The organism is Serinicoccus sp. CUA-874 (assembly GCF_001942225.1).
GTDB lineage: Bacteria > Actinomycetota > Actinomycetes > Actinomycetales > Dermatophilaceae > Ornithinicoccus > Ornithinicoccus marinus.
Window position 1 is genome coordinate 1 of the sequence record NZ_MKJZ01000016.1, and the last position, 13,359, is coordinate 13,359.

Consider the following 13,359-nt stretch of genomic DNA (forward strand, 5'->3'; position numbering starts at 1 on the left):
CACTAGGCAATCCGACTCGTGTCATCAACCACCAACCCACTGACCTGCACCTTTCCACCCGGCCATGCCCCAGATAACTGATTAGCTGCGGAACTCAGGACCGTGGCCCGCAACCGTTCAATCTCGGCCGCCGTCTCCTCCAGGCGAATCTGCTCGGCGCTCTTGCCCGAGGCCGCACGCCGTCCGGGTACCGAGGCCGCCAGCGCGTCCAACGCGCCCTGCTTGGCCACCCGGCACACGTGCACCACCGTGGAACGGTCCACCTTGAACTGCTCCGCGGCCTCTCGCTGCGTGGCCTGGCCCGTCAGCACGCTGACGAAGATCTCGTACTTCTCCGAGGGCGCCAACCGGCGCCTGCGCGACCTGCCAGACTGCCCTTGCTGCTTCGATTCTGACATCGACTCCAACCTCCAAACTGGTAGTGAACCTACCCGCCTCCTGGTTGGGTTTTACATCGCGACCTTGGTGCACGAACTCAGACGCGTAACGAGACACCCGTAGGAGCGCGACGCACCGTTCTCTTCACCCCAGCGGGGCCAGGGCCGTGCTTCGCGGCGCTTACCATGCAGGGTAGACCTATATGTCGTTCGTCCCCGGATCGATCACCCGGTCGTCCCCCGGGTCGATGCCACGGAGGAAAGCGATGCAAGAGCTGTGCGCCCTCACCGAGCCTGCGTCCGGACCCGAGGACGAGCCGGTGGCGGCCCTGACGTCCGTCCACGCCACCATCGCCGGCACCCCGGTGCTACGCGGGCTGGACCTGCGGCTGCAGGCGGGTGAGGTGGTCGGGCTGATCGGCCCGAACGGCTCGGGCAAGAGCACCGTGCTGACGATGTTGGCTGGCCTGCTCCGGCCTGTCGAGGGAACGTGCCGGGTCCTGGGTGTGGACATCGGTGCCGACGGGGCCGCAGGGCGGGCCGCCCGCACCGAGATCCGCACCTCCATCACCTTGATCGGCCACCAGCCCGCGCTGTACCCGCAGCTTGAGCTGGGGGAGAATCTTCGCCTGGTGGCACGTCTGACCGGTCGCGACGACGCCCATGCGGCGAGCGCGCTGGAGGCGGTCGGGCTCGCGGCGGCGAGGCACCGGCGAGCTGACCGGTGCTCGCACGGCATGCTGCGCCGCGCGGACCTGGCCCGGGCGCTCCTGACCGAGCCGCGCTTGTTGCTGCTCGACGAGGCCCATGCGGGCCTGGACCGGGACAGCGTGCACCTGGTGCAGGTCCTGACCGAAGGGGTGCGGGCCCGGTCGGGTGCGTGCGTCCTGGTCTCGCACGAACGGGACCAGCTGCGCCCGCTGGTTGACCGGGCGGTGGAGCTGGTGGACGGCGCGGCCGTCCCCGCCGTGGTGGCCACACCGTGAGCGGGCCGGCTGGAACGGGTGAGCAGGTGCGGGCGCTGGTGGGGCTGCACTTGGCGCTCGAGCGGCGCACCGGTGAGGCGTTGTTGGTTGTCGCCCCGTTCGGTGCGGTGGCGCTGCTGCTGCTGCCGATGGCCGTCGGGACCGACATCCCGCTCCTGCGTCAGGTGGGGCCAGGGTTCTACTGGCTTGTCGTCCTGCTCTTCGGCGTGATGCTCACCGTGCGGCATAGCGCCGAGGACGGACCAGGCCCGCGGGCGCTGCTTGCGCAGTGCGGCGTCGACCCGGCCGCGAGGGCCATAGCCCGGGTCGTCGCGGACGCGGTGCTGCTGCTTGCGTTCCAGCTCGTCCTTGCGCCGGTCGCGGTCGCGCTGTACGACCCCCGGGTCCCCGGCTGGCCGTGGATGCTCGTCGTGCTCCCCCTGGTGGCCATCGGGCTGGCGGCTCTGGGCGCCCTGGCCGGGGCGGTGTCCTCGGGCACCGCAGGCCGCGCGGTGCTCGGTCCGCTGCTCGTCGTGCCGCTCGCTGTGCCGCTGCTGCTGGGGGCCACTCAGGTCATCGAGGCGGCCAGGTATGCTCGGGCACCGTGGCCATGGTTCCTCCTGATGGGCCTGGCTGACCTGCTCGCGCTGCTCGCCATCGTGCTGGCGGCGCCCGCGCTGGAGGAGGCGGAATGACGCGGATCGACCGACATCTCGTGGCCGCCACGGGCGTCCTGGTGCTCGCGGGGCTGGCGGCCGCCCTGACGGCGCCGCCGGATCGGCTGCAGGGTGATCTGCAGCGGTTGATGTACGTGCACGTCCCTGCCGCGTGGCTGGCGTACCTTTCTTTCGGCCTCACGCTCGCCGGCAGCGTCGGCTGGCTGCGCCGGCGTCAGGACCGGTGGGACCGCCTGGCCGCCTCCGCCGCGGAGGTCGGCGTCTTCTTCACCGGGCTGGCCATCGTGCTGGGCGCGATCTGGGGCAAGCCGGTCTGGGGGGTCTGGTGGACCTGGGATCCTCGCTTGGTGACCACCGCGGTGCTGTTCTTCGCCTACCTGGGATACCTCGCGCTGCGCCGCGCCACGGTCGACGCAGTCCAGCGCGCCCGCCGGAGCGCCATCTTCGGGGTCGTCGCGTTCGTCCAGGTTCCCGTGGTGCACTTCTCCGTCCTGTGGTGGCGGAGCCTGCACCAGCCGCCGACCGTCCTGCGCCCCGGTGACCCCACGATCGACCACGTCATGCTCGCGGCCCTGCTCGTGAACGTGGTGGCGTTCACCGCTGTCTCCGTGGTGGCCCTGCGGCTGCGCATGCGGTTGGCGAATGAGGAGGCCGAGCTGGCCGCGGCCACCACGGCACCCGGGCGGCCGCTGGCCGGGTCTGCCGTCACCGCGCCCGCCGTGAACTACCACCCGGAGGGTAGGAGATGACTAACTGGGGCTGGGTCTTGCTGGGCTTCGCCGTGGCATACGGATCCATGGCGGTGTACCTCGCCACCCTGCGTACCCGCACAACGCGTGTAGGTCGGCGGCTGGAAGAGCTGCGATGAGAACACGCGTGTTCGTCGTGCCCGGGATTGGGCTGGCCGCCGTCCTGGCCGGCGCGCTCACCTTCGGCAACCTTAACGACAACCTCGTCTATTACCTCACGCCGGGAGAGGCGTCCACCGGACGCGCGGCCGCCTCGGACGGGGAGCGGTTCCGTCTCGGTGGCCTCGTCAAGGCAGGGAGCGTCGTACCCACGGCTGACGGTGTGCAGTTCACCGTGGTGGAGGACTCCGACAAGAGCGCTGTACAGGTCGAGCACACCGGTGCGCCCAACCAGCTCTTCCAGGAAGGCATCGGCGTGATCGTCGAAGGGGAGTGGCGGCAGACCACGTTCGTCTCCGACACGATGATCGTCAAGCACGACGAGGAGTACCGCGTTCCGGAGACCGAGGCGGGGGTAGAAGCGCCTTGATCTGGGCAGCTGCAGGCTGGACGGGTGCCATGCTCGGACTGGCCAGTTCCGTGGTTCTGGCCTGGCGGGCACTGCGCGCTCAGCGGCGCCCCGGGGCGGTGCGGCTGGGCCAGTTGCAGGCTCTGGCTGCCTGCGTCCTGGCGGGCGGCGTGCTCGCGCAGGGTGCACTCATCGGCGCGCTGGTCACGGACAGCTTCGAGGTCTCCTACGTCGCCGAGACCGGCTCACGCACCACGCCCCTGTTCTTCAAGATCACGGCTGCCTGGTCGGCCCTCGACGGCAGTGCCGTGCTGTGGGTGCTCGTGCTGGCCGGCTTCATCGCCGTGGTGGCACGCGGCATTCCCAGCACCACCGACCGGCTGGGGACGGGGGCCTTGGGCGTGATGGCGCTCGTGGCTGTCTTCTTCTTCGGTCTGGTCACGACGGTGACCAATCCGTTCGAGATCCTGCCCGACCCGCCGTCGGACGGGCCCGGCGCGAACCCGCTGCTGCAGAACCACCTGATGGTGGCCTTCCACCCGCCGCTGCTGTACGTGGGGTACGTCGGCTTCACCGTCCCGTTCGCCTTCGCGATCTCGGCCCTGCTCCTGGGACAGGGGGGCGTCGAGTGGCTGCGGCGCACCCGCCGGGCCAACCTCGTCGCCTGGACCGGCCTGACGGGCGGCCTCGTGCTCGGTGCGTGGTGGTCCTACGAGGTACTGGGCTGGGGCGGGTACTGGGCGTGGGACCCGGTGGAGAACGCGGCCCTTATCCCGTGGCTGGTCGCGACGGCGTTCATCCACTCCGCGGTCGTCCAGGTCAAGCGCGGCATGCTCCAGCTGTGGAACCTCATCCTGGTCGTGTCGACCTTCTCTCTGACGCTGCTCGGCACGTTCCTGACCCGGTCCTCGGTCATCGCCTCGGTCCACGCCTTCACCCAGTCCGCGGTCGGGCCGGTGCTGCTGGTCTTCTTCCTGCTCGTGACGGTCGCCGCCTTCGGGCTCGTCGCCGGGCGCGGGGCGGCCCTGATCGGTGGCGGGCGGCCGGAGTCCTTGGCCAGCCGGGAGGGTGCCTTGCTCGTCAACAACGTGCTGCTGTCGCTGTACGCGTTCGTGGTGCTGCTAGGCACCCTGTACCCGGTGTTCGTGGAGGTGGCGACCGGGCAGCAGGTGTCGGTGGGTCGGCCGTTCTTCGACCGGCTGGCGGTGCCGCTGTCCTTTGCGCTGCTTCTCGCCATGGGGGTCGGGCCGTTCATGCCTTACCGACGGGCGAGCGGCCGGGTGCTCTGGCGGCGGGTATCCGGGCCGCTGCTGCTGGGCAGCCTGTCCGCAGCCGGCCTCGTCCTCGCCGGCATCACCTCCCCGCCCGTCGTCGCGGTGGTCCTGCTGGCAGTGACCATTGCCGCGGTGAGCGCGCGTGAACTGGTCGTGACGGCGCCGTGGCGTTCGCCGCGCGGGGTGTGGCGCCTGGTTCGCGGACGCCGCGGCTACTGGGGCGGACAGCTCTCCCACATTGGCGTCGCCCTGATCGCGGTGGCGATCGCGACGTCGGGCGGCCTGGGCCAGCGAGAATCTGCCGACCTCGAGCTCGGCGAGAGCGTGCCCTTCGCGGGCTACACCGTCACCTACGTCCAAGACGTCGAACGGGAGCTGCCGGACCGGACCGTGCGGGCCGCCCGCCTGGAGCTCAGCCGCGATGGCGAGGTGATGCGGACGATGGAGCCCGCCCTCACGGCGTTCGGGAACCAGCCGCAGGCCGTTGCGACGCCGGCGGTCTGGACCGGGCTCTCCGGGGACCTGTACGTGTCGCTCACCAGGCTGGAGGACGGTTCGGTGTCGATCAATCTGTCCATCCATCCGCTCATGTGGTTGATGTGGGCGGCCGGCGCGCTGGTGATGCTCGGCGGAATATGGGCGCTGAGCGGACGGCGCGTGGACCGGGCACGGACCACTCCGGAGCCAGGGACTCCGTCGCGTTCGAGCGACAAGGTTTCCCCCCATGCGTGACGCGGTGCGGCGAGCCGTCCTACCGGTCCTCCTGATGGCAGCTCTAGCCGTCGTGGCCTGGGGAGTGCTGGCCGGCCCGGCGGCTTCTGTGGACCGGGCGTACGAGCTGGAGCAGCGACTGCGCTGCCCCACGTGCCAGAGCGTATCCATCGCGGACTCCCCGTCCGAGACGGCTGCCGCCATGCGCCAAGAGGTTGAGCAGCAGGTCGCCGCCGGTCGTACCGACGAGCAGGTGTTCGACTATTTCCGGGCCCGCTACGGTGACTGGGTCGTGCTCGAACCGCCGGCGAGCGGCGTGACGCTGCTCCTGTGGCTCTTACCGGCCGCTGGTGGCGGGATCGCGCTCGTCGTTCTGACAACCCTGCCGCGCCGGCATGTCCCGGCACTTCCGGAGGAGGAGCGCGAGCGTGTCCGACGTGAGATCGACCGACTGCGCCCCGTCGTCGAGGAGGAGGACGAGCCGTGACCACCTCAGCCCAGCGAGACCTCCAGAGCCGTGCCCGGATGGAGCAGCAGCGCGACCAGGCGCTGCGCGACCTGCTCGAGCTGGAGCAGCAGGTGCGCGCCGGCGAGGTGCCACCGGGCCCGGCCGCGGAGCTCAGACGGCGCTACGAGCGAGCCGCCGCGGAGGCGCTGGCGCTGTTGGACGGTACGGAGACCGTCGAGAGTGCCAGGCCCCGGCGCAAGCTCACGTGGCGTGCGGTCCTCTACGGCGCCGGAGGGTTCGTGGCCCTCGTGGCGCTCGCTGTGGTCCTTCCGCCCGCTCTGCAGGAGCGGCCCGAGGGCGGGTTCGTCACCGGCAACGAGGTCACCCAGGTCGGTTCCGCGCCGCAGCCGACCTCGTCGCGCCCGGGCGTGATCTGTCCAGGGTCAGCGACGCGGAGATGGAACAGGTCGTCGCCGCAAACCCAGACGTGGTCGGCATGCGCCTGGCCCTGGCCGAACGCTACCGCGACCAGGGAGAGTTCGACAATGCCGTCCCGCACTATCGCGAGGTGCTCGAGCGCGAGCCGGGCAACGCCGAAGCGCTCGCGTCACTCGGCTGGATCCTGTTCATGCTCGACGACACAGTCGAGGCGTCCCGCTTCGCCGACCAGGCCCTGGAGCAGGACCCCACCTTGCCCCTCGGGTGGTGGCTGCAGGCAAACGTCCGGCTCTACGGCCAGGACGACCCCGACGGCGCCATGGAGGCGCTGCGACGGATGCAGGAGCTGCCGTTGGAGCGGGAGGTGCAGAGCCAGGCGGCTGCACTGCAACAGGAGGCGCGAGCGCGCGCGGCGGGGGGTGGCGAGTGAGCGGGCGGAAGATCGCGGATGGCACGGGTGCTCCCGCGCCAGAAGTGTTTGTGCCGCCTGGGCAGGAGCCGTCGACGGTGCAGCCGGACGGATCGGCCGAGGAGGTTGTCCCGGCTCTCGCCACCGCGGGGGCCGCACCCGGTCGCGCCGGGGCATGCTGGGGTGGATCGGTGGCCTCGTCCTGGCTGCGGTGGTGGTCGTGGGCGCGGTGCTGGGCGCGCGACTCGGCACAGACCCGACGTTGGTGAGGTCCCCCCTGATCGGGCAGCCGGCGGCGAGCGTGGAGTGGCCCTACCTGGAGAAGGACGGCGTCCTGCGGCTGGCGGACCTGCGCGGCAGGGTCGTCGTCGTCAACTTCTGGGCGTCGTGGTGCGTCCCCTGTCGTGCGGAGCACCCCGAGCTGGTCGCGGCCGCCGATGCCTACGCCGATGCTGGTGTCACCTTCGTCGGGGTCAACTACCAGGACCAGAAGGCCACCGCGGTGGCGTTCCTCGACGAGCTCGGCCGGGGCGAGCGTTACGAGTACGTGGTCGACACGGGGTCCCGAGGAGCCGTCGACTTCGGCGTCTACGGGGTTCCGGAGACTTTCGTGATCGACCGCGAGGGTACCATCGTGGCAAAGATCATGGGCGCCTCGAACTTCCCGCTGCTGGCGAGCACGCTCGACCAGGTGCTCGCCGGCAGGTCGCCAGGCGAGGTGGTCAACGGACCCGTGCAGCGCGAGCCCGGTGGCTGAGAGCATCCGTGTCAGAAGCGTCAGGGAGGCGAGAGCCGGCGTGGTCCCGGACTACGAGGGACGGGCGGTAGGGTGTCACTGCGGCCTGGATCGGTTGGAGGTTGGCAGGTTTGGAACTCTACGCCCTGATGTCGTTGGCGCTGGTCGCCGGTGTGGTGTCCTTCACCTCGCCGTGCTGCCTTCCCATGCTGCCGGGTTACGTGTCCTACGTCTCCGGGCTTCGCGGGCCGGCCCCGTCAGCCGGTGGAACGGTCGCCACCCGGGTGCGCACCCGGGTCATGACCGGTTCGGTCCTCTTCGTGATCGGGTTCACCCTCGTCTTCACGGTGCTCGGGATCACCGCGTCTGCCCTGGGACTACTGCTGGTGCAGAACCGACAGGTCATCAACGTCGGCGGCGGAGCTTCGTCGTATTCATGGGGCTGACGATGGTCGGCCTGATCCGCGTGCCGCTGCTGCAGCGCCGCTTCGCCGTCGACGTCTCTCGGTTCAACCGCGGCCCGGCCAGCGCCCTGCCCCTGGGTGCCGCGTTCGCCTTCGGGTGGACGCCCTGCGTCGGTCCCGTGCTGACGGCGATCCTCGCCACGGCGGCCGGCACGGGGACGTTGGGCCGCGGGGCGGCGTTGCTCGTCGTCTACAGCCTGGGCCTCGGCCTGCCGTTCCTGGCACTGGCTGCCGGCATGGCCCGCGGCAAGCGGCGACCGGACTGGCTCGCACGTAACAGCCGCCGGATCGAGCTGGCCGGTGGGGTCCTGCTCATCGTGACCGGCCTGGCGATGGCCACGGGCAGCTGGACCGTGCTCATGAGCCGGTTCCTGGCCTTCTACGCCCGCTTCGGGTGGCCGCCGATCTAGTGTGCGTGACGCGGCCGGCCGCCGGGCCGCCTCGTGATCGCGCATCTGAGGAAGCGTTCCTGGCCAGCGGTCCCTCGTGCGCGGTCACGGCCCGTCATCGAAACATCACCGCGACGTGATCAGCGCCGGACCACCTCCCGCGAATATCGGTCAGGCTGGTGGGCGGGCTCCTGCTGCGCTCCCGGTCATGGTCCTGGCCGGTCAGCTGCAGGGCATGAGGTGGTCGCCGTCCCGGCCGACCACCAGCACTGGGCGGTCCTTAACCTTGCGCGCGTCCTCCTCGAAGGTCACCCACGCCAGAGCGCCTCGCCCGGATCGGCCGCGAGGTGTGTCTGAGCAAATGCACCAGTGGGGGCTTGTAATACCCAGCCAGGGGGCGGCTGTTATGAATGATCCTTGCGTAGTGCTCGGCGGGTGGCAACCCGGGTCTGGTGAGCGGCGACCATGCCGTCGCGTCGGTCCTTGCGGATGGCCTCGCCGCGGCCGTGGTGCTCGTCCTTTGGAGTGACGTAGCCGATGCCCTCGTGCAGCCGGACGGTGTTGTAGTTATGCGGGTGATCGGTGTCAAGGGCTGTCGTCATGAGGCGTCGTGGTCGAGCCGGTCGAGCAACCCGTCGAAGATCTTGGTTCGAGCGACTTGTCCCTTGTTGGCGGCGTCCTCGCGCTGGCGTTGCAGGGTTGGTCGGAACTCGATTGTGGTGACGAAGAAGGTGCAGCTCTCGCAGATCGACTCGAAGTGGCAGTCCATCTCCACGGGTCGCGCGCAGTAGCCGTTGCCGAGCATCCGGCGGTGCATCTCGCCGCGGAGTTTGCGCATCTCGGTGCCCTCGTCGTCGCCGGGTAGTTGTCGGGGCTGGTCGTAGAGGGCTTCGACCTTCTCGGTGACGGCGAAGTATTCATCGGCGACAGTCTTGTCGGCGATGCGGGCGTAGACCATGGTCATGGCGAGGGTCTTGTGGCCGAGGAGCGCGGCGATGGCGTCGAGGCTCATCCCGCGATTGATGGCCTGGGTGGCCAGGGTGTGGCGAAGTTGGTGGGGGGTGACGTGGCCGATGCCGGCGGCTGCGGCCTGGTCACGCAGAATCTGGCCGACGCGATATCCGGTGAGCGGGCGGTTGCGTTCGATGAGCAGCCGGTCCGACCGGACGTCGGTGGGGCGATGTGCGTTGACCCAGTCGTCGAGGAGTTCCTTGAGCTGGGGGTGCAGCGGGATGTAGCGGTCGTTGTGGAGCTTGCCGACCGGGATTCGTAGCCAGAATGCCGAGCCGATTTGGACAACGGCGTCCACGGTGAGTTCGAGCAGTTCGCTGCGTCGGACCCCGGTGCGAGCGAGTAGCTCGGTGACAAGCCGTGCGAGCGGGTCGGTGTCGGCCCGGGCAACGCGCAACAGTTTGGCCGCTGCCGCGTCGTCGAGGAATCGAGGAAGAGGCTTGTCGATGATCGGGAGGTCGCCGGTGAAGATGAGTGGCCGTTGCGGCGGATTCGGATAGCCCCACTCCGCGGTCCGGTCGAAGAAGCAGTGCAGGTTGATGAGGTGCTCTTTGATCGAGGTGCGGCACAGAGGTTTCCCGGTGCGTGGACGGGGATGCGTGGCCAGCCAGCCCTTGAACTGCTCGATGTGGTGCCGCTCGAGGTCGGCGCAGCTGCCCACCTCGGGATGTCGCTCGGCGAGCCAAGTGCCGAACACTCGCAGGTGCTGCTCGATGTGTTTGACCGTCGCCGGCCGCAGGCTCAGGGTGACCTGCTCGACGTAGCGGCGGGCGTTGTCAGCGAACCCGGGTGCGACCACGGTCCAGCCGGTGACCGATACTGGTGGGCGCCGCGGCGGGCGGCGGTAATGATCGAGTCGGCCGGCGTGGAACAGGGTGAGACGGAGCCGGTGGAGTACCGATGCCATGTTGCGGCCAGACTCGGGCTTGTCACGCGCCGTGTATGCATCGACGACGGCCTGGGACGCGGCGGCGAAGTCGACCTCCCCGACCTGATCGGCCCGGACGCCGGTGACTGCGGTGATCATCGCCAGGCTGTTCCACTGGATCTTGCGATCTGCCTCGCTCACCCCGATCCGGTCGCACGCCTCGACGAACCAGGCGTGCGCGTCGGGACAGTGCGTGCGGGCGGCGGTGCCGAGGCGGAGGTAGACCCGGCCGAAGATGTCGGCGTCGACGGTGAGCTGGCCGGTGACCATCAGCCAGGAGGCGAACGAGCGGGCCTTTCGGATGGCGTCGAGCTGCCGGCCTCGGCTCATCTGGTTCCAGCCGCCGGCTCGCTCGAGTTTGGCGCAGAAGGACCGGGCGGCCTGCATGGTGGAGCGACCGGTCTTCAGCCAGCGGATTGCATGGCCGTCTCGTACGCGGCGATCAGATCGACATCCTCAGAGCCGAGCGCGACGGCGGCCGGCCTCACAGGTCACCGAGTCCTTGGGCGTCAATCGCCTCGACCGCGCGCTGGTATTCGCCGGCCAGCCAGTCGTTGGCCAGATGCAGGTAGATCCGGGTCGACTCGATCGAGCGGTGGCCAGCCTGGGCCTGGATGGCTTCCAGCGCCATCCCGGCCTCGCGCAACCGGGTGAAGCAGGTGTGCCGGAGCTGGTGACAGGTCAGCTGTTCGATCCCTGCTCGCTTGCGGGCTCCGGAGACGATCTCGTCCAACCCAGCCGCGCTGAGCGGCCGCCCGCGACGGGGGCCCTTCAGCACCACGAACACGTGACTGGTACTCGACGTGCCAGGGCGCTCGGACTCGAGGTAGTCGGCAAGCGTGGTGAAGAACCGCTTCGACACCGGGATCAGTCGCTGGTGTCCGCCCTTGCCGTCGGCGATGAACAGGCGGTGCTCGCCCGGCCGAACGTCCTCCAGCCGTAGGCCGAGGACCTCACAGCGGCGCAGCCACCGAGCAGCATCGCCTCGACCATCGCCCGATCCCGGCGGGTGCGCAGCGCCCCCATGAAGATGTCGACCTGATCCGGATCGAGCACCCGGGGTAGGGTCCGCGGCGTCCGGATCAGCGGCACCCCGCGGACCGCTCGCTGGCCGGGACGACGTACCGCCAGACCACGAGGCACTGGGTTGCGGGTCACGCCCGCGTCGTCGCGGATGATCAGGTATTCATAGAGCCCGGCGATCGTCGCCAGTCGACGTTTGATCGTCCGAGCCGACAGACCTGCCTCGCCGTCCTCGATCCGCACCACCTTCGCGCCCCGCCGAGGTTCCCGCTGCGCCTTGATGAACGCCAAAACGTCAGCGGTGTCGACCTCGACCGGGTCCTTGTCGATGATCGAGAAGAACACCTTCAAGTCATAGGCAGTGGCCAGCACCGTGTTCGGCCGGGCACGCGCAGCGACCAGCGCGAGGTAATCGTCAAGCAGCCCGTGCCCCAACGAGATCACCCTGCCGTCGCCCTCGGCACGAGGACTCTGGACCAGGCAAGGATCGAACACGAAAGGCCTCCTGAACCGAGGATCCGCTTACCCCCGGCGACAGCCTTGTCCGACACGCCGAGATCACCCGCATATCGTGACTGGGTGCGGGCGGCCTCCAGCTCGGCTTCCAGCTCGCCGGGGTCGGTGATCTTGCTCAGGTGTGGCAGCTCGGGCTTGAGGTGGCCGAAGAACGACTCGATCCAGGCTTGGTCGTTGGGGGTGGCCGGGCGGCCGAAGTGCTGAGCGATCCGGGCGCCGGCCATGAACACCGCGGTGGCCTTGGAGGTCATCTGCGGCCCGTTGTCGGAGACGGCCAGCAGCACCGGGACGCGGTCGTCGTTGTCGGGGACCACCCCGTGGGAGAGCTCTTCCAGCAGGTCGCCCTCGAGCAGGTGCTCCTTTCCGTCGGCGATCAGGGCACGGGTGAACGCGAGCTCGACCTGGGTGGAGGTCTCCTCGGCGCTGACCACGGTGGACAGCCAGTACCGGGAGATGACGTCCAGCACCGCGACCACGCACCGGCCGGCGCCGCGGTGAAGTGGGTGAAGTCCTACGCCGACGTGCGGACTATGCCGACGGCTGCGGTGATGGGGCGGGTCAGCGGGACTGCTGAGGGTAGAAGGGTCGGCATAGTCGCGTCGTAGGGGGTCAGGCTTCCAGGCACCAAGTGTCTGGAGGTGAGGTCAGTGACGAAGAGATCGCCGCCGGCCCGGCCGTCCGCGGACCGGATTCCGCGGGTGCCGGCGGGTCCCTTGGCGCCGACGGTGCTGGAGGAGTGCCAACGGTGGCTGGACAGGCAGGGATACACGCCTGCCACGGCGGCCGGGGTCGTGAACCTGCTCGCCCGCCTGAGCCTGTGGATGGAGGAGGTGGGCGCCGAGGTCGACGACATCGACGGGCAGCTGCTGGACCGGTTTGTCCTGCGGGAACGATCGCGCGATGTCGTGTGCACCACGGTGAAGAGCTGCTCGGGCACGATGCGCAGGTCCGGCGGGTTCCTGCCGGAGATGATCAAGACGGTCCTGGAGCGGGGCATGTCGGCCGAGCTGACCGACCACCTCGGGTACGCCAGGCACGACCCGGCCGGGCGAGGCTCGGGCAACTCCCGCAACGGCACGACCCCGAAGACGGTGTCCACCGAGATCGGCGACATCCGCCTGGACCAGCCGCGGGACCGCAGCTCCACGTTCGCCTCGGCGCTGGTGCCCAAGGGCGCCCGGCGCCTGGGCGGGCTGGAGGACATGATCATCTCCCTGTACGCCGGCGGGATGACGGTCCGCGACATCCAGCACCACCTCGCCGCGACGCTGGGCACCGAGCTGTCCCACCAGACGATCAGCAACGTCACCGACGCCGTGCTCGAGGAGGTCAAGACCTGGCAGTCCCGCCCGCTGGAGGCGTTCTACCCGGTGATCTACCTCGACGCGCTCGTGGTCAAGGTCCGCGACGGCGCGCACGTGACCAACCGCGCCGCGCACATCGCGATCGGTGTCGACATGGACGGCGTCAAGCACGTCCTGGGCATCTGGGTCCAGGCCAACGAGGGCGCGAAGTTCTGGGCCGGCGTGTGCGCCCAGCTGGCCAACCGAGGCGTCAAGGACGTCCTCATCGTCTGCTGCGACGGTCTGACCGGCTTCCCCGAGGCCATCGAGGCCACCTGGCCGCGAGCGATGGTCCAGACCTCGTCTGTGCACCCTAGGGGTGGCCAGATGGTCTGGCTGGTTGTCTGCGCCGCCGCGGGTAGGACCTATGCAGACGCGTTGCCTTCGAGGTCC

General features: G+C 69.6%; 16 protein-coding genes and 1 pseudogene. 11 read left to right on the forward strand and 6 right to left on the reverse strand.

What is annotated here, in order from left to right:
* Positions 1–2 precede the first annotated feature (2 nt).
* Positions 3–347, reverse strand: coding sequence for a helix-turn-helix domain-containing protein (locus tag BJF80_RS17625; RefSeq protein WP_187344346.1), 345 nt, complete (start codon positions 345–347; stop codon positions 3–5).
* Between the two features lie 296 nt (positions 348–643).
* Here BJF80_RS17625 and BJF80_RS06525 point away from each other — a divergent pair, with 296 nt between their 5' ends.
* From BJF80_RS06525 to BJF80_RS19205, 10 genes are all read left to right on the forward strand, one after another.
* Complete coding sequence (locus BJF80_RS06525; protein WP_075812380.1) at positions 644–1,363, forward strand: ABC transporter ATP-binding protein; 720 nt, start codon at positions 644–646, stop codon at positions 1,361–1,363.
* The gene (locus BJF80_RS06530; protein WP_075812382.1) at positions 1,360–2,037 is read left to right on the forward strand and encodes a heme exporter protein CcmB; all 678 of its coding nucleotides are present in this window, start codon (positions 1,360–1,362) and stop codon (positions 2,035–2,037) included. Before BJF80_RS06525 ends, BJF80_RS06530 begins: the two co-directional genes overlap by 4 nt.
* Entirely contained in the window at positions 2,034–2,768 is a 735-nt protein-coding gene (gene ccsA / locus BJF80_RS06535; RefSeq protein ID WP_075812384.1) for a cytochrome c biogenesis protein CcsA, read from the forward strand. Before BJF80_RS06530 ends, ccsA begins: the two co-directional genes overlap by 4 nt.
* Before the next feature lie 115 nt (positions 2,769–2,883).
* Entirely contained in the window at positions 2,884–3,297 is a 414-nt protein-coding gene (locus BJF80_RS06540; protein ID WP_075812386.1) for a cytochrome c maturation protein CcmE, read from the forward strand.
* A gap of 29 nt (positions 3,298–3,326) precedes the next feature.
* Positions 3,327–5,282, forward strand: a complete 1,956-nt coding sequence (locus BJF80_RS06545) for a heme lyase CcmF/NrfE family subunit (RefSeq protein ID WP_075812388.1) — start codon at positions 3,327–3,329, stop codon at positions 5,280–5,282.
* A complete protein-coding gene (locus BJF80_RS06550; RefSeq protein ID WP_075812390.1) occupies positions 5,275–5,748 on the forward strand; it encodes a cytochrome c-type biogenesis protein in 474 nt (157 codons plus the stop codon). Before BJF80_RS06545 ends, BJF80_RS06550 begins: the two co-directional genes overlap by 8 nt.
* Before the next feature lie 418 nt (positions 5,749–6,166).
* Complete coding sequence (locus BJF80_RS18770; protein ID WP_075812392.1) at positions 6,167–6,577, forward strand: tetratricopeptide repeat protein; 411 nt, start codon at positions 6,167–6,169, stop codon at positions 6,575–6,577.
* Between the two features lie 244 nt (positions 6,578–6,821).
* Positions 6,822–7,313 (forward strand): TlpA family protein disulfide reductase, encoded by a 492-nt coding sequence (locus BJF80_RS06560; RefSeq protein WP_202817155.1) that lies wholly within the window; start codon positions 6,822–6,824, stop codon positions 7,311–7,313.
* A gap of 110 nt (positions 7,314–7,423) precedes the next feature.
* A complete protein-coding gene (locus tag BJF80_RS20715) occupies positions 7,424–7,738 on the forward strand; it encodes a cytochrome c biogenesis CcdA family protein (RefSeq protein ID WP_202817156.1) in 315 nt (104 codons plus the stop codon).
* On the forward strand, positions 7,729–8,166 hold the full coding sequence (locus BJF80_RS19205; protein ID WP_202817157.1) for a cytochrome c biogenesis CcdA family protein: 438 nt from the start codon (positions 7,729–7,731) through the stop codon (positions 8,164–8,166). Before BJF80_RS20715 ends, BJF80_RS19205 begins: the two co-directional genes overlap by 10 nt.
* 383 nt (positions 8,167–8,549) lie before the next feature.
* On the opposite strand, the gene BJF80_RS06570 is transcribed toward BJF80_RS19205, so the two are convergent.
* The 5 genes from BJF80_RS06570 to BJF80_RS06585 all read right to left on the reverse strand — a co-directional run bounded on the left by BJF80_RS06570 (position 8,550) and on the right by BJF80_RS06585 (position 12,090).
* The gene (locus BJF80_RS06570; protein ID WP_075812396.1) at positions 8,550–8,747 is read right to left on the reverse strand and encodes a hypothetical protein; all 198 of its coding nucleotides are present in this window, start codon (positions 8,745–8,747) and stop codon (positions 8,550–8,552) included.
* Positions 8,744–10,471, reverse strand: coding sequence for a tyrosine-type recombinase/integrase (locus BJF80_RS06575; protein WP_075812398.1), 1,728 nt, complete (start codon positions 10,469–10,471; stop codon positions 8,744–8,746). The genes BJF80_RS06570 and BJF80_RS06575 overlap by 4 nt, the downstream gene beginning before the upstream one ends.
* 97 nt (positions 10,472–10,568) lie before the next feature.
* Positions 10,569–11,051: a tyrosine-type recombinase/integrase gene (locus tag BJF80_RS19210; RefSeq protein WP_321166354.1), complete on the reverse strand. Its 483-nt coding sequence runs from the start codon at positions 11,049–11,051 to the stop codon at positions 10,569–10,571.
* Positions 10,952–11,542, reverse strand: coding sequence for a site-specific integrase (locus BJF80_RS19215; protein ID WP_202817159.1), 591 nt, complete (start codon positions 11,540–11,542; stop codon positions 10,952–10,954). Before BJF80_RS19215 ends, BJF80_RS19210 begins: the two co-directional genes overlap by 100 nt.
* Positions 11,543–11,547: 5 nt before the next feature.
* Positions 11,548–12,090, reverse strand: coding sequence for a DDE-type integrase/transposase/recombinase (locus BJF80_RS06585; protein ID WP_158068489.1), 543 nt, complete (start codon positions 12,088–12,090; stop codon positions 11,548–11,550).
* Between the two features lie 483 nt (positions 12,091–12,573).
* Between BJF80_RS06585 and BJF80_RS06590 the strand changes: the two are divergent.
* Positions 12,574–13,278, forward strand: a pseudogene (locus tag BJF80_RS06590) (IS256 family transposase); the annotation flags it as partial.
* Positions 13,279–13,359: the final 81 nt, after the last annotated feature.

Excerpts from the sequence above, each read along its gene's own strand:
- BJF80_RS06540 (WP_075812386.1), top strand. The coding sequence starts at position 2,884 with ATGAGAACACGCGTGTTCGTCGTGCCCGGGATTGGGCTGGCCGCCGTC.
- BJF80_RS19205 (WP_202817157.1), top strand. The coding sequence starts at position 7,729 with ATGGGGCTGACGATGGTCGGCCTGATCCGCGTGCCGCTGCTGCAGCGC.
- BJF80_RS06525 (WP_075812380.1), top strand. The coding sequence starts at position 644 with ATGCAAGAGCTGTGCGCCCTCACCGAGCCTGCGTCCGGACCCGAGGAC.
- BJF80_RS06570 (WP_075812396.1), bottom strand. The coding sequence starts at position 8,747 with ATGACGACAGCCCTTGACACCGATCACCCGCATAACTACAACACCGTC.
- BJF80_RS06545 (WP_075812388.1), top strand. The coding sequence starts at position 3,327 with ATGCTCGGACTGGCCAGTTCCGTGGTTCTGGCCTGGCGGGCACTGCGC.
- BJF80_RS18770 (WP_075812392.1), top strand. The coding sequence starts at position 6,167 with ATGGAACAGGTCGTCGCCGCAAACCCAGACGTGGTCGGCATGCGCCTG.
- BJF80_RS06550 (WP_075812390.1), top strand. The coding sequence starts at position 5,275 with ATGCGTGACGCGGTGCGGCGAGCCGTCCTACCGGTCCTCCTGATGGCA.
- ccsA (WP_075812384.1), top strand. The coding sequence starts at position 2,034 with ATGACGCGGATCGACCGACATCTCGTGGCCGCCACGGGCGTCCTGGTG.
- BJF80_RS06575 (WP_075812398.1), bottom strand. The coding sequence starts at position 10,471 with ATGCAGGCCGCCCGGTCCTTCTGCGCCAAACTCGAGCGAGCCGGCGGC.